Raw genomic sequence first — 18845 nt, forward strand, 5'->3', positions numbered from 1 at the left:
TCGACAAAGCTGGAAAGAGACGCCACAGGATTCCTCGCAGGTAAAAGTTAGAAGCATTAACCTAATAAACAAAAGCAAACATAAGTAATAGTAATATAAATAAGCGAACCTACATCACAAAAACAGAGGTTTCTTCATGGCAGCCGAGCCTATCAGAAAACAACCAAAGCGCTTTGATATCACGATTGCCGGAGAGATCAACCTCGACCTGATTTTGTATGGCCTGCCGGAAGATATGCCTGTCGAGAGAGAATTGCTCGGGTCGGGATTCAAAGTAACTCTCGGCGGCTCCTCTTCTATCCTTGCTCATAATCTTGCCATGCTCGGTAGCCGCGTAGGTTTTATCTCCCAGGTTGGCCGCGACGAGATGGGAGAGATTGCTTTGTCCCGTCTAGTTGAGAGCGGAGTCGATTTATCGCAGGTCATGCACTTGGATCGGGTGGATACGGGCGTCACTTTGCTCCTGCCACATGGACAACGGCGCCATATCCTAACGTATCCGGGCGCAATGGCGGAGATGACCGTTGCCGATTTAAATCTGACATATCTTACTTCGGCCCATCACTTTCACCTGTCGTCGCTATTTTTGCAGACCGGACTTCAACCCGGTCTGCCCGGACTCTTCGACCAACTGAAGATAGCGGGGATGACGATATCACTCGATACGAATGATGATCCCAGCGATACCTGGGGAGGCATACTCGATCAGCTTCTCGACAAGATCGATGTTCTTCTCCCCAACGAAGATGAGATGATGCGCATCGCAGGAAAATCCACGCTAGAAGAAGCTCTCGATGTTATAGCCCAGCGGGTGCCCCTGATTGTTGTAAAGTGCGGGCCCAAAGGGGCGGTCGTACAGCAAGGGAACAAACGCAATTGGATTTCTCCCCTCCGCGTTGAGGCAGTCGACACAATTGGAGCTGGAGACAGCTTCAACGCGGGGTTTCTTAGCTCCTACCTGAAAGGACAGGATCCCCTACGAGCCGCGGCGATGGGCAATATCGCAGGAGCTTTGTCTACCTTGCGCTCCGGAGGTACAGAGTCCTTCCGTGATTCAAATCTTCGCAATAGTTTTCTCAAACAGCATCTTCTTTTGTGAGTTTCATATTGACCGCGGATGGCACGCCCACCACTCTTGACAGCGCATTCGCCGGTATACCTTATTGCATCAAACAGTGGCGATGCCACAGGGTATGATCTGTGGCATCGCTCTATTACTTCCGATTTCATAATCGAGGACCGATGAAGAAGTGGCGAGAATAGGATTCAGGAATCGCAGTGCTTCGCATGGTCTGATGATCCCAATCTCATCCACTGGACCAAGGAACCGAGGCCGATCGTTCCACTCCCTCCGCCGGGGATGAAGATCACCGGTTTTCGCGACCCTTCGGCGTGGAGACAAGACGATTGGTACTACATGGCTGTTGGCTCCGGCGTCGCCAAAGTGGGCGGCTGTGTTCTGCTGTACCGCACCAAAGACATGAAGAGCTGGGAGTACATGCACCAGATTGCAAGCGGCGCTAGGTGCGATTGCCTGGACGATCGTTCGCTGCTTACGCATCTGCACCCAACTGACGCACGACGCAATTGCTGAGGTTCCGCAAGATTCACCTCCGTCTTATAAGGAGCTGCTGGTCGCATATGACCGGACGGCGCAAGAACTGAGACAACCGCCTTGGCGTGCTGTCCACAGTCCTGATCCGCGACTGAAGCCTTTGGGGGATGACCAACATCCGGCTGACGATTTCCTTGGCAAAGAAATCCTCAAGTTCCTTCGGAAGAAAATAGAATTCGTGGTTCGTGAAGGGCAGGGGAATGCCCATTCCGAAGTGCTCCAGCTTGACACTGGCGCGGCAATTCTACTCGTGCCTCAGCGCTTCCATCGGTTCAATTCTGGCCGCCCGCCGCGCTGGAAGCCAACTTGCCGCAAGAGCAATCGCAAGCAGAAGAACAGTGCAGCTTGCCATCGTTACCGGATCGTACGGCCCGATACCAAAAAGCATGGATCGAACCAACCTTGTAAGAACAAGCGCCGAAGCAAGTCCAGCGACGATTCCCACGCCAGCAATCCATGTGCTTTCCCGGAGTACCATACATCGCACCTGCACGGGGGGCGCACCGAGTGCCAATCGAATCCCGATTTCGCTCGTTCGCTGCACCACGGAATATGCCATCACGCCGTAGATCCCCACACAGGCCAGAGCCAACGCCAGCAGACCGAAGCTCGCCGCGAGCGCTGCGAGAGCGCGTTGAACCTGCAGCGTTGCGTCAATCTGTTCCCGCTGTGTGCGCAGATCGACGATCGGCAAATCCGGGTCAATCGATTGAACCACATGGCGCAGAGCGGGGGCCAATGCTGCTGGCGATGTACGCGTCCGCACCTGGTACACCATGCCGCGTACGTCCGATTCCTGTACGTACGGCAAAAAGAACTGTGCAGGCGGTGCCGTCAGCAAGCTGGCGTAGTGAGTGTTGGCGCAGATGCCCACAATCTGGATCCATGGGCTTGCCGCATTGCGGTCGGCTTTAAATCTCTTTCCAATAGGGTTCGTGCCGGGGAACCGCTTCCGGGCCAGGGCCTGATTAATGATGGCCACCTTCGGCGAAGTGGCTGTGTCCTGCGCGCCAAAGCTGCTTCCGGCTACCATCGGAATCTCCATCGTCTTAAAGAAATTCAGTCCAACAACATTGAAAAGCTCCGCATCGGGCTTGCCCTGTCGGCTATCCTGCGCAAAACTTTCGCCTTCGGGCAGGAAGTCCATGTTGTCCATGTTGTCCGCGATGTACGCCGTCTGTGCCAGAGACACGCTTTCGACTCCCGGCAAGACCTGGATGCGCTGTTTCAGTTGATCATGGAGCCGCACAACATCCTTCGTCCCTGCGTAACGCGCGGCAGGCGGTTGAATCTCAAACAGGATTAGATGATCGGGATTGAATCCTATATCGACGGCGTTCAATCCCATCATCGTGCGTACAAATAGCCCGGCTCCCACCACGAGCAGCATTGAAAGTGCGATCTGGAATGCCACAATGGACTTTCCTCCGATCCCCTTGCGTCGTGTTGTGCATTGCGCACTCTCCTTCAAGCTGCTGGATACCGCTGTATGCGCGGCCATCCACGCAGGCGCCAGTCCAAAGAGGGTTCCCGTCAAAAGTGTGACTACGGAGCAAAACGCGAAGACGCCCCAGTCGAAGGGCATATTCGCCGCGGCGTGCTCCCAGGAATAAGTCGCCAGTCCGGGAATCGCATTTCGTGCAAAATAGGCCAGCATCAGCCCGCCTACGCCGCCGAGCACCGCCAGCAGCAGGCTCTCCGTCAGCATCTGGCGCAGAATACGCGATCGCTTCGCGCCCAGTGCGAGACGTACGCTCATCTCGCGCTGCCGCTGTGCGCCGCGCGCCAGCAGCAGGTTGGCAATATTTGCGCACGCCAGCAGCAGGACAAGACCGGTGAGTGTCAAAAGCACATACACCGGCTTCTTGAAGATGCCGTCGGCAAAGTGCAATCCACGGTTGCCATCCGCCAGTACCAGTCGCGGAGTCGTATCGCCAGCTTGCAGCGTCATCGTGCTACGAATGGCCGCCTGCAGTTGCGCCTCCAGCGCAGCCTGCGCCTTCGTTTCGCTAACGTCAGGGCGTAGGCGACCCATTACGTTAAGCCAGGACAAGTTCTGATCGTCGAGCAACGCCCCCTGCTTGCCCTTGGGATCGATCAGCGGCTGCATCGTCAACGGCACAAACAAGTCTGGCGACATCTGCACATTTTTTGCGCCGGTGAATCCCTTCGGATTCACGCCGATGATCGTCAGCAGCGCGCCGTTCACCTTGATCGTCTGACCCAGCGCCGACGGCGACCGGCTGAACTGGCGCTCCCACAGTCCATCACTGATCACCGCCACGGCGCCGGCGCCCGGAACGGAATCATCCGACAGCTGAATAGCCCGTCCAGTCTGCGGCCGGACTTTCAGTCCCGCATAGTAGTTGCCCGAAACCATGGCCACCACGACGCGCTGTGCGTTGCCCCGCACGGTTGCATTCATACTGTCTTCCTTGAACGCAAACAGGTCCTGCATCACGCTGTTGTGGTTCTTTAGCTGCTGAAAGACGGGATAGGAAAAGACTGAGCCCGTCATTCCTCCATCGGTCGTTGGATCAAAATCTCCCCACATCTGGTGAAGCACGATGTTGCTATCGCCATTCCAGCGTAACAATCGCAATTCGGCAGACTGCGGCACGCTCAGCCGGTCATAGAGTACCTGTTTGGCAACGGAAAAAATCGTTGTGTTCGCCCCGATGGCCAAGGCGAGGGAGATCGCCGCAATCAACGTGAACCCCGGGTTCTTGCGCAGCTGCCGAACCCCGAATGCGATGTCATGCCAGATGGATTCGATAAGCGGCAGACCGCGCTCCATGCGGTATTGCTCGTGCGTTTGGGTCACACCTCCAAATGCGCGCAGAGCCATCCTGCGGGCTTCCTCTGGAGACAGACCCTGCATGCGATACTCTTCAGCGGCCAATTCGATATGAGCGCGCAACTCCTCTTCCAACTCTGCATCGAGCCGCCGTTTGCGAAAGAGGGATGCGAATCTGCGGAACAGTACGCGGATCGGGGTCATGTCAGTCTCCTAACGAGAGGGCGCCAGAAAACGCGCCATCGTGGCGGCAATGCGTTCCCAGTTCTCGGTTTCCTGTTGAATCTCTTTCCGCCCGGAAGCAGTAAGCGAATAGAACCGGGCGCGGCGGCCTGTCTCCGACACACCCCATTCGGCGGCGATCCACCCCCTCTGCTCCAGGCGCAGCAGGGCAGGGTAAATGGTGCCCTGGTTCAGGCTCAGCGAGTTCGCGCTCACCTGCTCGATCCTGCGCGCAATGCCGTAGCCGTGAAGCGTCCCCATCGACTCCAGAGTCTTTAGGACCATCAGGTCCAGTGTGCCCTGCATCACATCCGATTTCCGTTCGGGCATGTAGCCCTCCTGTTGATGTTCAACATATATAACCCAATAGGTGGAATGTCAACAGGTAGGTCATCATGACTGAGGGGTTGAAGTCGGCGTCGAATCGAATTGAGATGGACTCGCGGTGCGCCAGGCGCTTGGAGCACGCCGCAGCAAGCTCGTCCGACCGTTTCTCACTGAAAGCTTCACCCTCGCTATGGGGTGGCAATTTGCTGGGGATTGGTTTGGCTTTCATCGCCAGTCGATTCTTTCTGCGCATGGTTTCCGGTGGACCGTAACAGTTCTGCCGACATCGGTCTGAACAGACCGTATCTGGAAGACTGAAGACCCGCATTTGCTCGTTTCGGATATCTTCGATATTCTCCCCTCAGTAATTGAGGGGAGGCTATGACTAAATCTGCTGAATTGCTGCAAGGCACGCTGGACCTGCTCATTCTGAAAGTTCTTTGTCTGGAGCCGATGCATGGCTGGGCTATCGCGCAACGGATTCGCCAACTCTCGCAGGATGTTCTGCGGGTCAATCAAAGCGCCTTGTATCCCGCGCTGCACCGGCTCGAACATCAGGCATGGATTGAGGCAGAGTGGGGAGAATCCGAGAACAATCGGCGGGCGAAATATTACTCGCTGACGAAAGCGGGGCGGGCGCGTCTGCAGGCGGAAGAGCAGTCGTGGGACCGGCTGTCGGCAGCGGTCCAAGGCGTCCTGAAAGCGGTGTGAACGGGGGTTCTATGCGTCTGGTGCAGAGTCTGTTTCGTCGCTTGCAGTCTTTCTTTGAAAAGGACGCGAGCAATGCCGAGTTAAGCGAGGAGTTGCGGTTCCATCTGGAGCGGCAAACGGAAGAGAATATTGCGAGCGGGATGTCACCGGCAAGGGCGAGGGCAGCAGCGAAGGCCAGTTTCGGTAGTATCTCCTCAGCTACCGAGGAATGCCATGAGGCGCGTGGCGTGGCCTGGATCGAAGACTTCTTCCAGGACATTCGCTACGGTCTGCGAACGCTCCTGAAGCATCGTTCCTTCACCTTCGTCACTGTTCTTACACTCGCGTTAGGAATCGGCTCGTGTACTGCGATCTTTAGTCTTGTCAATGCTGTCCTGATTCGTTCGTTGCCTTATGGCGACTCGAGCAAGCTGGTCTATCTCTTCACTCCGAACCCGCATATTGATATTCCCGCGGAGGTCTTTGGGCCGAGCAATGGCGACTTTTTCGATTTGAAGAGCCAGAGCCATTCCTATTCGGCGATGACGCTCTTTGACCAGCAGACCTACAACCTTGCCGTGGACGATCAGGTGGAGAGGATCGGCGCGGCCAAGGTGGATGCGGATTTTTTCAGCACGCTGCAGGTAACTCCCGAGTTAGGTCACGTCTTTGGAAGAAGTGAAGAGCAACCCGGAAACGACCATGTCGTTGTAATCAGCCATGCGCTTTGGCAGACCATGTTTGACGGAAGCCCGGATGTTCTGGGCCGTACGCTGCGGCTGAATGGAAGCTCCTATCAGGTAGTAGGAGTGATGCCGGAAGACTTCGGCTTCCCGCACAAAACCGATCTCCAATATGGAAACGGACACATCGAGACAACGCAGATCTGGGTGCCTTCCGCTTTGACCCTTCAGCAGAAGATGAACAGGGACAACTCCAGTGGCAATGTGATCGCGCGCCTGAAGCCGGGTACGACGGTGCAGTCTGCGCAGACAGAGATGACTGCCATCATGGCTCGTCTTGACTCGTTGCATAAAGGACTGTTCACCGGTTGGACGGGGTTGGTCGTCCCTTTTCGCGAGAGCATTGTCGGGCCGGTGCGACCGCTCATGTGGCTTCTGTTGGGAGCGGTGGGCTTTGTCCTGCTCATTGCATGCGGTAACGCAGCCAACCTGCTTTTGGCGCGCGCTGCCAACCGAACTCATGAATTCGGTGTGAGGGCGACACTCGGAGCCAGGCGAGGACGGCTGGTGCGCCAGATGTTGACGGAGTCGCTACTGTTGAGCGTCGCCGCGGGTCTTGCTGGCGTCGGGCTGGCCTACCTTCTTCTTCGACTACTTCTCAAGCTCAATCCCGGCAACATTCCGCGTATGAGCGATGCGACGCTGGATATCCGTGTCATGGCGTTTCTCGTTCTCATTACATTACTCACTAGCGTTCTGTTTGGCGTGCTGCCGTCGCTCTCTGCAACGCGCATCCATTTGACGGAGTTTCTTAAGAGCGGTGGAATGAGGGGAATCGTAGGGGATCGGCGGCGCGTAAGGAATGGACTGGCGGTTGCGCAGATTGCGCTGGTGGTCGTGTTACTTACGGGTGCTGGACTATTTTTGCGCAGCTACATTAATGTTCTTTCTGTCCCCACCGGATTTTCGAGCTCTACCGTTACGGCGAATCTGGCGCTTGGCACGCAGTACAACACGCCGCAGAAGGAGCAGGCGTTCTTTAAAGAATTGTTGAGCAGGATAAAACTTATTCATGGTGTCGACGCGGTGGGGCTAGTAAATTATCTGCCTTTGACCAACTCCGAAAGCCTGACGACCTTATGGGTCGAGGGATATCCAAACAAGAAAAATCAGTTGGTAGAAGGCAGAAGGATTACGCCGAACTATCTTTCCGCGATGCAGACCCCCTTGCTCAAGGGGCAGGGCTTCTATGATCAGGTTGGAGGTCCACCTGAAGTCCTCGTCAACGAAGCTTTTGCGAAAAATTACCTCGCAGGCCGGGAAGCAGTGGGAAGCCATCTTCGCACCACCAACAATAGCGATTCCACCGGTAGCATAACTAGAAACTCTCCGTGGAGCACGGTGATCGGTGTCGTGGAAGATGTTCGGAACGAGAGCCTTGAGACCGCTGCTGTTCCGCAGATCTATATTCCTTTCTTCGAACCCGGTCAAATGTCCGCCGATAGAAGCGCCTATGTTGCAGTGCACTCGTCGCTCCCTCAGGATGCGGTGGTGTCGGAGATTCGTGCTACGGTGCGAAGTCTCGATCCAGATCTGGCGATCTCGGACATTCACACTATGAGCGAATCGGTGACAGCAGCTACTGCCAGTCGCCGGTTCCAGACGATTCTGCTGACGTTGTTTTCAGCAATCGCGATGCTTCTGGCGGTGATTGGGGTTTATGGGCTGCTCGCGTATTCGGTCAAACAAAGAACAGGAGAGATTGGACTTCGCATGGCGCTGGGCTCGTCCAAGAGCCGATTGATTGGCCTGGTTCTACGAGAAGGGCTTAAGCTGCTTGGGATTGGACTCCTGCTGGGGCTGGCTGGAGCGTTTGCTCTCGTGCGCCTGCTGGCTGGGTTCTTATACGGTGTGCCTGTCTTTGATCCGGTCACGTTTGTATTCGTTCCGCTACTGCTTTTTGCCACAACTCTTGTCGCCTGCCTGGTTCCATGCTGGAAGGCAGCAGTCGTCAATCCGATCGATGCTCTGCGCCACCAATGAGCGACCTCCGGAGAGCGTGAAAGACAGGGAGCCAACCAACGCTGCATTTTGGTCGAAATCGCCGATTAAAAGAGCTGACCCTGGGGTTGTGCTTGGGACGACCTCAGAAGTGGATTCGCTAATGCAAAGATGCGATTAGATCGTTGATTGTTCAGAAATGGACAACTATTTCCGGTTATGGACAGTTTTTAAGTCGGTAGACTGTCTCAAGTAGTTGAAAAGGCTCAATATGCATTGGTATGCCAAGTGCAACTAGATTTGCGTGATGGATATCTCCAGACCTGATATCAAGCGGAAAAAGTTGCGCCGGCAATTGGTTGTTGCCGGATGTGCGGTGTTGGTGGTGGGCGCCGCGGCGTTCTTTGTGACGCGGCTAAAGCCGGCCGCTCCCGAGGTAGAGCGGGCGACTGTTTGGACGGACACCGTAAAGCGTGGGCCGCTGCTGCGACAGGTTCGCGGCCCCGGAACGCTGGTTCCTCGCGAAGACAAGATTCTGCTAATTCCGGCGGAGACTGAGGCGACGGTGGTGCGGATTCGTGTGCTGCCCGGAGCGAAGGTGCAGCCGGACACTGTGCTGATGGATCTGGTTGACCCGACGCTGCAGCAGGAGCTACTCAATGCGCAGTTGGCGTTGAAGGGCGCAGAGGCGGACTACATCAATACGCGGGCAAAGATAGAGAGCGACCTGATGGACCAGAAGGCCGCGGGAGCTACTGTGAACGCGGACTACAGTCAGGCGCAGCTGCAGGCGAAGACCGACAAGTCGCTCTACGACCTGGGCGTGATCAGCGGCTTGACGTATAGCGCGTCGAAGGGCAAGGCGGACGAGCTGGTGACGCGCAACGATCTCGAGAGGCAGCGATTGACGCTGAACGAGAAGGCGATCGAGACGCAGCTCTCCGTGCAACAGACAAAGGTCGATCAGGCAAAAGCGCTGTTGGGATTGAAGCAGAAGCAGCTTGACGCATTGAGCGTGCGCGCCGGGATTAGCGGTGTGCTCGTCGAGCTCGATCATCAAGTGGGTGAGCATGTGACCGCGGGAACGACACTGGCAAAGGTAGTGCAGCCAGACCAACTCAAAGCAAGTCTGAAGATTGCCGAGACGCAGGCGCGGGATATCCAGCTTGGACAGCCGGCGGAGATCGACACGCATAACGGTGTGATTGATGGCCAGGTGACACGGATTGATCCGGCTGTGTTGAACGGAACTCGCACAGTTGACGTAGAGCTGAGTGGTGCCCTGCCTCCGGGCGCCGTGCCTGACCTGAGCGTCGATGGAACGATCGATCTGGAGAGGATGAAGGACGTACTCTACGTCGGACGTCCGGCATTCGGAAATGAGAACAGCACGATCAGCCTGTTCAAGCTGAGTGCGGACGGAAAGACGGCAGTACGGGTTCCGGTCAAGGTAGGACGTGCCTCGGTCAACAGTATTCAGGTCATCGAGGGATTGCAGGCAGGGGATACAGTTATCCTCTCGGACATGAGCCGTTGGGACAACACCGACCGGATTCGGCTGGATTGATTTTTGCAAAAAAATGACAGGATGAGAGACGCACAAGGAGAGTGGAATGTCGGAAAACATTATCGAGATCGAGGATTTGACGAAGGTTTTCTATACCGATGAGATCGAGACGCATGCGCTCTCGGGCATACACCTGAACATCAACCGAGGAGAGTATGTGGCGATGTCCGGGCCATCGGGATGCGGGAAGTCGACGCTGCTCTCGATCATCGGATTGCTGGATACCCCGACGAGCGGGCGATACACGCTCAATGGCAAGGAAGTGGCGAATTTAAACTTCGCCGACCGCTCGCGGATTCGCAACCAGGAGATTGGCTTCATCTTTCAGAGCTTCAACCTGATTGGCGATCTTACGGTCGCGGAGAATGTTGAGCTGCCCCTGACGTATCGCGCAGGAATGCCCTCGGCGGAACGGAAGCGGCGGGTACAGGAGTCGCTCGAGCGCGTCCACATGGCGCACCGGATGCGGCACTATCCCGCACAGCTCTCCGGCGGCCAGCAGCAAAGAGTCGCTGTGGCCCGTGCGTTGGCTGGCTCCCCTTCCATCTTGCTGGCTGACGAGCCAACAGGAAATCTCGACTCGAAAAACGGCGAGGCTGTGATGAAGCTGTTGCAGGAGCTGCACGAAGAGGGCGCTACGATCTGCATGGTAACGCACGATCCTCGGTTCGCTGCTCACGCGGAGCGCCAGATTCACCTCTTCGACGGCAAGGTAGTGGCCGAGGGCGAACTGAGTCGGCTCCTGGCAGAGATAGAGGCATAGCGCCGCTGAGATACCGCTTCGGCACGCAAGATAGCAGCGATGGAACCGGCGCAGCCGCATGAGTTGCAGGAGGGCAAAATGAACGGATGGATGCAGGACGTACGGTATGCGCTGCGCCAACTGCGGCGGTCGCCGGGGTTTGCCTTGACGGCTGTGTTGACGCTGTCGCTGGGGATCGGCGCGACGACGGCGATGTACCACGTCGTGAGCGAAGTGCTGTTGCAGCCGCTGCCTTATCCAAATCAGGGCGGCCTCGTGGGAGTCGCGTTTACCTTTCCTCAGGAACAACCGAATGCGGAGCAGACAGGAGTGACGGCTGACTTTCTGTTGGCGCACAGCAAGAGCTTCGCCAGCATGGGTGTCGCGGACGATGGGGCGCTGGGCGCGAACTTTTCTGTTGGGAATGGGAAGCCGCGGTCGATCCGTTCGCTGCGCGTCTCGTCCGGTTATCTGCCGACGCTGGGCGTAGCTCCAATGCTGGGGCGGTCATTTACGCGAGAGGATGACCAGCCGGGCGGAGCGTCACTGGCTGTGCTGAGCTATGGTCTCTGGAAGACCGCTCTGAATTCGGATGCCCACGCTGTGGGGCGCACGGTCGAAGTCAATGGCGACGTGTATACGGTGATCGGCGTGATGCCCGAGTCGTTTGTCACGGCGGAGTCGCCGGATCTGTGGCAGCCGTTACGGCTGGGGCCGGCAGTCGCCGGATACGAGGGCACCAACTTCCAGATGGTCGCGCGGTTGAAGCCGGGAGCATCGCTGGAACAGGCGCAAGCCGAGTTGAAAACACTGACGCCGATGATCTATGCGCAGTATCCGTACTTCCGGCATTGGTTTCCCAAAGGACACGCTCTGCTTGAGCAACATGCATGGTCGCTGCGGGATGTTGTGGTCAGCGGAGTAAAGAGCAGCCTCTTGAGCCTGATGGCGGCGATGGTGATGGTGCTTCTGTTGGCCTGTCTGAACCTCGCCGTCTTGATGACGGCGAGGGCGCTGGGACGTCAGCGCGAGATGGCGCTGCGAATGGCGCTGGGCGCAACGCGCTGGGGCATCGTTCGGTTGTTGATGATCGAGAGCCTGCTGCTCGCGATTGCAGGTTCGGTAGCGGGGGTGGGGTTTGCGTGGGTCTTCCGGATGCTGATGCGAACGGTTTCTCCGGTATCGCTGCCGTCGCTGAATCCGGGTGCCGGCAACGGGAATGATGTCTGGTGGATGCTCGGGGTTGCTCTGCTCGTGGGCTGCTCGACGACGCTTGTGTTTGGGCTGCTGCCTGCGATGCGGCTACTCAAGAGCGATGTGACGGGCGCGCTCGGAACCGGTCAGGCATCGGGGGCCACCGTGTCCAGCCATAAGACCGGCAGGCTGCTGATGATCGGGCAGGTGGCGCTGGCGACGATGCTGCTCTCCGCCGGGGCGCTGCTGCTGGGGACGTTCCTCAACATGCGCTCGATTCCAACGGGCGTCGTGGCGAAGCGGCTGGACGTGATGCAGGTGAACCTGAAAGGCGACAAGTATGCGAACGCGTTGCCAACGGCACAGTTCATCGGCCGTGTTGAAGACGGACTGCGCAAGATTCCAGGAGTCGCGCAGGTGGCTGCCGTAAACGGGCTGCCTTTAGATAGCGGATACAACAACGACGGTTGGCCGGTGAAGGGCGGTAAGGAACTAAGCCGCAACGTCGATATCAGATTTGTGACGCCGGGCTTTTTTCACACCGTGGGAACCGCGCTGTTGATGGGAAGAGAGGTAACGACTGGCGACCACGCGGGTGGCGCGCCGGTAGCGCTGGTGAATGAGGCGATGGCGCAGTTGTGGTGGCATGGGCAGTCGCCGATTGGCGAATACGTGATCAGGGTCGATGGGCAGCCACGGGAGATTATAGGTGTGGTTGCCGACTCGCACGACCGGGCGCTTGCCAGCCCAATGCGGCCGACCATGTACGAGCCGTTTGCGCAGGTAGATGACGCGACGATGAAGGCGATCAACGGTTGGTTCCCGACCTCGTTTGTAATTCGCGTAGCGGGAGATATGCCGATCGCTACAGAGGCGGCGCGTGCGTTGCACGATGCCGATCCCGAGGTGCCGGTAGGCAAGTTCGCCGAGATGCAGAATTTTGTGGACAAGGAAGTGGCTGCGCCGCGGTTCTTCTCGTGGATCGCCGGCGGGTTCTCCGGCTTTGCGCTGCTGTTGACGATGATCGGCCTGTTCGGCCTGCTGAGTTATCAGGTGGGAATGCGGACGCGGGAGATTGGCGTCCGCATGGCCGTGGGCGCGGGGCGCGGACTGATTCTCCTGCTGGTGCTGCGTCGCGGCATCGCTTTGACGCTGATTGGCTTGGCAATAGGTGTCGTGGGAAGTCTGGCGCTGCGTCGCGTCGTAGTGAGTGTGCTTACCGGCACAATCCACACACGCGGCGGAAATCTTGGCGGTGTGCTGGCGAGCGGGACGTTGACCGTAGGTTGTGCCGCGGCGGCTCTGCTGATCGCGGCGCTGCTGGCGAGTTATCTACCGGCGCGGCGGGCAGCATCGATTGAGCCAACGCAGGCCTTGCGAGCGGAATAGGTCGACAGGGCCTTTCAAACATGGAGACGGAAAGATGATTGAGCTGAACAATCTGGAGCGCAGCTATAAGACGGGACATACCGAGACGTGGGTGTTGCGACGGATCAAGCTGTCAATACGCGAGGGCGAGTTTGTAACCATCATGGGGCCATCGGGGGCAGGGAAGTCATCGTTGCTCAACGTGCTCGCCATGTTGGATGACCAGTGGCGTGGCGAATTCATCTTTGGCGGAGTTGCGGTTCAGGCACTCAACCGCAAGCAGCGAGCAGAACTGGCCCGTCAAAAGATCGGGATGGTCTTTCAGAGTTATCACCTGCTCGATGATCTTACGGTGGCAGAGAACATCGACCTTCCTTTGTCGTACAAAAATATTCCAAAGTCGGAACGTCAGGCATTGGTTGCCGACACCCTCGATCGCTTCAACATTGTCGGCAAGAAAGACCTCTACCCCAGTCAGCTTTCCGGCGGACAGCAACAGCTAGTGGGCATTGCTCGCGCAGTGATCCATCGGCCTTCGTTGCTGCTGGCCGATGAGCCGACAGGCAACCTGCAATCGGCGCAAGCGAAGGAGATTATGGAGCTGTTCCGGCAGTTGAACGATGAGGGCGCGACCATTGTTCAGGTAACGCACTCAGAGGTGAACGCAGGTTATGGGACGCGGACGATTGAACTGCGCGACGGATGGGTTTCCTCTGATAGCGCAGGGCTTGCCCCAGGCAGACAAGAGGTGCAGTCGTGAAGATACAGGCTCGCTTCTTTGGATACTTCGGGGCGGCGATATTCGCGGCCACAGCACTGCTGGCGCAGGACGCTCCTGTACCTGCTCTTCGATTAGACATCCCCCACTCTGATAATCCGTTCAACTCGTATCGCGCGACGTTGGCTCCCCCGCCAAATCTGGCAAACTCGGCGAGGCTCGATACCCTGATTCATAATGGCGTGCTGGATTTAAGTCTTAAAGATGCAATCGCGTTGGCGCTGGAGAATAATCTCGATCTTGCCATCGCAAGATACAACATCCCGATTGCCGAGGCGGATATCCTGCGAACGCGAGCAGGAGGCTCGTTCCGCGGCGTAAATACGGGCGTTGTGCAGAACACGCCGGGCGGCGGTGTTGGGGGCTTTGGCTCGGCAGCAAGTGGGGCAGGTGCGGGTGGTACCTCGGGCGGCGCGGGCGGCGCAGGGTCAGGCGCATCGGGGCTCGTACAGTCGACGCTTGGTACGGGAACGAACGTGTCGTCGTATGACCCAATGCTCTCGGGATCTTTAAATAATGAGCATTACACACAACCGCTATCCAACACCTCCCTCTACGGCATCCAGACGCTACAAGAGAACACGACCAACGGCAACATTGGCTATTCGCAAGCCTTTCCGACGGGCACCAGCATTTCGGCAGTCTTCGATAACAGCCGTGGTGCGACAAACAGCCCAAATAGTTTCTTGAATCCGACGCTGAACTCCTACTACCACGTTGCATTCCAGCAACAGTTGCTGGCTGGCTTCGGCTTTGGGCCGAACCTTCGGTATCTGCGGATTGCGAAGAACAATCAGAAGATATCGGATGCAGCATTCAAGTTGCAGGTGATCACAACGGTCACGCAGATCGAGAGTATGTACTGGGATTTAGTCGCTGCCTATGAAGACGAACAGGTGAAGACGCAGTCGCTGGAGTTCGCACAGCGAACGCTCGATATTGGACGCAAGCAGCTTGCGCTTCAAGCAATTCCAGCAATGGAAGTGATGAAAGACGAGGGAGAGGTCGCCAACAGCGAGCAAGACCTGACGATCGCGAAATCCGCGCTTCAGTTTCAGGAACTGTTGATTAAGAACGCGTTGACGAAGAACCTGGACGATCCGGTTTTGGAGGCCATGCCGGTACATCCGACCGACTCGAGTACGATACAGTCCGATGTGACAACCGGCTCGACTGAAGATAGCACTGCGCTGGCGTTACGCGACCGAATCGAATTGAAAGAGTCAGACATCGATCTTCAAAACCGAAATATCAGCCGAGACGCGGCCCGCAATGCGCTGTTGCCGAGGGTTGCGCTGACAGCGTTTTACGGAGGAACCGGTCTGGCTGGCCCTTCGAATCCAGCATCCCACATTGCCTCTACAGCCGAGACAAGCTGGGGAGGCGCGGTGCAGCACGCATTCAACAACACGGCTCCCGACTATTATGTGGGGTTGTCGGTCGATATCCCGATCCGCAATCGTGTGGCGAAGTCAGATCAATATCGCGCCGAGCTTGAGATGGGCCAGGCTCAACTGAGGCTACAGCAACTGAGGAAGCAGATCCGCATCGAGGTGCGCAATGCGCAGTATGCGCTCGAGCAGAGCAAGGCGCGCGTGGAATTTGCTACGAAGGCGCGCGACCTGGCGAAGAAGACCTTCGACATTACAGCAAAGGAACAGGAACTCGGTGCGGGATCGAGCTACCAGACACTGACGGCAAGGCACGATCTGGCCGAGGCGCAGTCTACACTGGTGGCAGCGATGACGGCATACCAGAAGGCGAAGATCGAATTGGGCCGTTCTATTGGTTCGACGTTGGACGAGAACCAGATTTCGATAGAATCAGCGAGGACGGGCGTAGTCCCGGGCAGGCAGTAATGGGAGAACACTGGTATGGTGTCGGAACACAGAGCGAGCGATGCACCACCGAAGCAGGAGACGGCGTGCAGGCTGCTGATTGCGGACGACCAGTCTCACATTCTCGAAGCGCTGCGCCTCTTGCTCAAGCCGGAAGGCTATCTGTTGGAGATGGTGCGTACCCCTGCGCTTGCGCTCGAAGCATTGGCGCATGAGAGCTTCGACGGCGTTCTGATCGATCTGAATTACACGCGTGACACCACCTCCGGTCTCGAAGGTCTGGAGTTGGTGACACGGGTGAAGGAATTAGATGCACAGTTGCCAGTCGTCGTGATGACGGCGTGGGCCAACATCGATCTCGCCGTAGAGGCTATGCGCCGGGGCGCGGGAGACTTCATCCAGAAGCCATGGGAGAATGCCCGCCTGCTCAATATCCTGCGAACGCAGATGGAGTTGCATCGCAGTCAGAAGCGCGCACAATGGCTCGAAGCAGAGAACCGCATTCTGCGTGCCCCGGGCGCTCCGGACTTTATCGCATCGGCGGCATCGATGCGTCCGGTGGTCGAGATGATGGCGCGAATAGGACCGTCCGATGCAAACGTATTGGTGACTGGAGAGCACGGCACAGGCAAAGAGGTCGTGGCTCAAACGCTCCATCGACTGTCGTCGCGATCAGATCGTACGCTGGTCGCGGTCAATACGGGAGCCTTGCCGGAAGGGACCTTCGAGAGCGAGTTGTTCGGCCACGTGAAAGGGGCCTTCACTGACGCGCGCACGGACCGGATTGGACGGTTCGAACTGGCGAACGGAGGAACTCTCTTTCTCGATGAGATCGCAAATATCCCGGTGCGTCAGCAGGCTAAACTTCTACGCGTGCTCGAGACTGGTGAAATGGAGCGCGTAGGCTCCTCAAAAACTCAGACAGTAAATGTGCGCATGATCTCTGCCACGAACGCCGACCTGCGAACAGAGTGCGCCGCAGGACGTTTCCGAGAGGATTTGCTCTTCCGCTTGAATACAGTCGAGATCAACCTGCCTCCGCTGCGGGAACGGAGAGATGATATTCCAGCATTGGCGGGGTACTTTCTCGCGCGATATGCTGCGCGCTATCGAAGAACAATCCTTGGCCTGGAGCCGGCTGCGTTGCAGACGATGCTGCGCTATAGCTGGCCGGGCAACGTACGAGAGCTGGACCATACCATGGAGCGCGCAGTTCTCATGGCGCGAGGTGATCGTATCGAAGCGCCGGACCTTGGGTTGCAGTCGCAGCCGGCTCCTTCCCAGAGCCTCGACGATATGAGTCTCGAGACCGTGGAGGCGATTTTGATCCGCAAAGCGCTAGCGCGGTCCGATGGCAATGTAAGCCATGCAGCCGATGCCCTAGGGCTCAGCAGGGGAGCGCTCTATCGGCGCATCGAGAAATATGGCCTCTGACGAGAGGCCGAGCAGCGCGCGTCGGCGTAAGCGGCTGCCTCTTGGCGTATCGAGGCACAGGCTTAGCTTCGAGCGAAGACTGCGCATCTCGCTTTATCTGCTTGGCCTGCCTTCGCTGGTACTGTTTTGGGTGCTGCTATGGCAGCATTCTGTCGAGTTCTCCGTTCAGTGTTTCCTTTTGTTGATATTTGTGGCCGCTTGGGCACTTGCAGTCTCTTTCCTGGCGGAACAGATCACGCGGCCTTTGCAAACGCTCTCAAATGTTGTCGCCGCGCTGCGCGAGGACGACTATTCCTTTCGTGCGCGCGGCGGGCGAAGGAATGACGCACTCGGCGATCTGGCGCTTGAAATCAATGCGCTGGCAGCGATGTTGCAGAGCCAACGGGCAGGCTCGCTTGAGGCGATGGCCCTTTTGGAGCGGGTCATGAGTTCTATGCAGTCTCCTGTGTTGGCCTTTGACACTGAAGGAAGGTTGAAGCTCCTGAATACTGCAGGAGAACGCGCGTTCGGCCTACGGGGGCCAACTGCACTCGGTAAGTCCGCGGACGTGCTCAGGCTAACGCATCTATTGAACGCGAACGATGACGATCTGCTCTCGTTCGACGGAGGGCAGCAGGCAGCCCGCTGGGTGGTCAAGCGGTCCAACTTTCGATTGCGCGGTGTACCGCATACGCTGCTCGTGCTCTCTGATGTCAGCGCGGCGCTACACGAAGAAGAGCGCACTGCGTGGAAGAGGCTCATCCGCGTATTAGGTCACGAGATTAACAATTCACTTACGCCGATCAAATCAATTGCCGGTAGCTTGCGGGGAAGATTCACCTCGCTGCGGACGGCCACCATCGATAGCAGCGATTTCGAGAGTGGCTTGGAAGTCATTGAGAACCGCGCCGAATCACTGAACCGCTTTCTGCAGGCCTATCGACAGCTGATGGGCCTTCCTGCTCCAAAGTTGGCACAGGTGTCATTGGCAACGTTGATAGAGTGTGTAGCACGGCTGGAGACCAGGATCGACGTGGCTGTGGTGAGCACGTCCGACGTGGTGCTAACGGTGGATGCAGATCAGATTCAGCAGGCGCTCATTAACCTGACGCGGAACGCCGTCGAGGCGGCACTGAGTTGTGACTCGATGAAAGGAGAAGAGCCTAAGGTAGAGATCGCATGGGAGAATACAGGGCGCGAGATTGCCATCTCCATTCTGGATAATGGAGCGGGCCTGATGAATGCAGATAATCTCTTCGTGCCGTTCTACACGACCAAGCCCAGCGGTACAGGTATAGGATTGGTGCTCGCCCAGCAGATTGCTCAGGCTCACAAAGGCTCTGTGCGTCTTGAAAATCGAACCGATGGTGAGAATGGTTGCAGGGCAGAGCTGAGACTGCCACATTCCGCGTAGATCTGTGAGCCAACGAAGTCACGGTAGATGCTGGGCTTCTGATTGTCCTCGACTCCCGGCTGAAGCATCTGCTCTTGTGCAGGCTGCCTTGTCATGTGTTCTCCTCTGGAGTTCGAGATTGCGTCAGATCGCGCCGGAACAAGTTTTGCGATGGCAGGCCAAAGGCATTCGCCACGCGGTTGAAGCATGCAAACAG

Annotated in this window: 13 protein-coding genes; 11 read left to right on the top strand and 2 right to left on the bottom strand. The window is 57.3% G+C overall.

All coding sequences use genetic code 11. The features are described from left to right. The first annotated feature begins 136 nt into the window (after positions 1–136). On the top strand, positions 137–1099 hold the full coding sequence (locus VMU57_RS06490; RefSeq protein WP_325381819.1) for a carbohydrate kinase family protein: 963 nt from the start codon (positions 137–139) through the stop codon (positions 1097–1099). 165 nt (positions 1100–1264) lie between these two features. Further along, the gene (locus VMU57_RS06495; protein ID WP_325381831.1) at positions 1265–1594 is read left to right on the top strand and encodes a hypothetical protein; all 330 of its coding nucleotides are present in this window, start codon (positions 1265–1267) and stop codon (positions 1592–1594) included. A gap of 265 nt (positions 1595–1859) precedes the next feature. On the opposite strand, the gene VMU57_RS06500 is transcribed toward VMU57_RS06495, so the two are convergent. Both VMU57_RS06500 and VMU57_RS06505 read right to left on the bottom strand, forming a co-directional pair. Further along, complete coding sequence (locus tag VMU57_RS06500) at positions 1860–4616, bottom strand: ABC transporter permease (protein WP_325381820.1); 2757 nt, start codon at positions 4614–4616, stop codon at positions 1860–1862. A gap of 9 nt (positions 4617–4625) precedes the next feature. Beyond that, a complete protein-coding gene (locus tag VMU57_RS06505) occupies positions 4626–4964 on the bottom strand; it encodes a PadR family transcriptional regulator (RefSeq protein ID WP_325381821.1) in 339 nt (112 codons plus the stop codon). Between the two features lie 378 nt (positions 4965–5342). Between VMU57_RS06505 and VMU57_RS06510 the strand changes: the two genes are divergently transcribed. The 9 genes from VMU57_RS06510 to VMU57_RS06550 all read left to right on the top strand — a co-directional run bounded on the left by VMU57_RS06510 (position 5343) and on the right by VMU57_RS06550 (position 18649). Beyond that, a complete protein-coding gene (locus VMU57_RS06510) occupies positions 5343–5672 on the top strand; it encodes a PadR family transcriptional regulator (RefSeq protein ID WP_325381822.1) in 330 nt (109 codons plus the stop codon). Positions 5673–5713: 41 nt separating this feature from the next. Then, positions 5714–8377, top strand: a complete 2664-nt coding sequence (locus tag VMU57_RS06515; protein ID WP_325381823.1) for an ABC transporter permease — start codon at positions 5714–5716, stop codon at positions 8375–8377. 265 nt (positions 8378–8642) lie between these two features. Next, positions 8643–9902 carry an efflux RND transporter periplasmic adaptor subunit gene (locus tag VMU57_RS06520; RefSeq protein WP_325381824.1) on the top strand — a complete coding sequence of 420 codons (1260 nt, stop codon included), beginning with the start codon at positions 8643–8645 and terminating at the stop codon, positions 9900–9902. Positions 9903–9948: 46 nt separating this feature from the next. Further along, a complete protein-coding gene (locus VMU57_RS06525) occupies positions 9949–10665 on the top strand; it encodes an ABC transporter ATP-binding protein (protein WP_325381825.1) in 717 nt (238 codons plus the stop codon). A 39-nt stretch (positions 10666–10704) separates the two neighbouring features. Continuing rightward, positions 10705–13227: an ABC transporter permease gene (locus VMU57_RS06530; RefSeq protein ID WP_325381826.1), complete on the top strand. Its 2523-nt coding sequence runs from the start codon at positions 10705–10707 to the stop codon at positions 13225–13227. A 34-nt stretch (positions 13228–13261) separates the two neighbouring features. Further along, entirely contained in the window at positions 13262–13966 is a 705-nt protein-coding gene (locus VMU57_RS06535; protein WP_325381827.1) for an ABC transporter ATP-binding protein, read from the top strand. After that, entirely contained in the window at positions 13963–15843 is a 1881-nt protein-coding gene (locus VMU57_RS06540; protein ID WP_325381828.1) for a TolC family protein, read from the top strand. The genes VMU57_RS06535 and VMU57_RS06540 overlap by 4 nt, the downstream gene beginning before the upstream one ends. A 15-nt stretch (positions 15844–15858) precedes the next feature. Beyond that, positions 15859–17256, top strand: a complete 1398-nt coding sequence (locus VMU57_RS06545) for a sigma-54 dependent transcriptional regulator (RefSeq protein ID WP_325381829.1) — start codon at positions 15859–15861, stop codon at positions 17254–17256. Continuing rightward, a complete protein-coding gene (locus VMU57_RS06550) occupies positions 17246–18649 on the top strand; it encodes a sensor histidine kinase (RefSeq protein ID WP_325381830.1) in 1404 nt (467 codons plus the stop codon). The genes VMU57_RS06545 and VMU57_RS06550 overlap by 11 nt, the downstream gene beginning before the upstream one ends. The last annotated feature ends 196 nt before the right edge of the window (positions 18650–18845 follow it).

The organism is Edaphobacter sp. (assembly GCF_035532915.1).
GTDB lineage: Bacteria > Acidobacteriota > Terriglobia > Terriglobales > Acidobacteriaceae > Edaphobacter.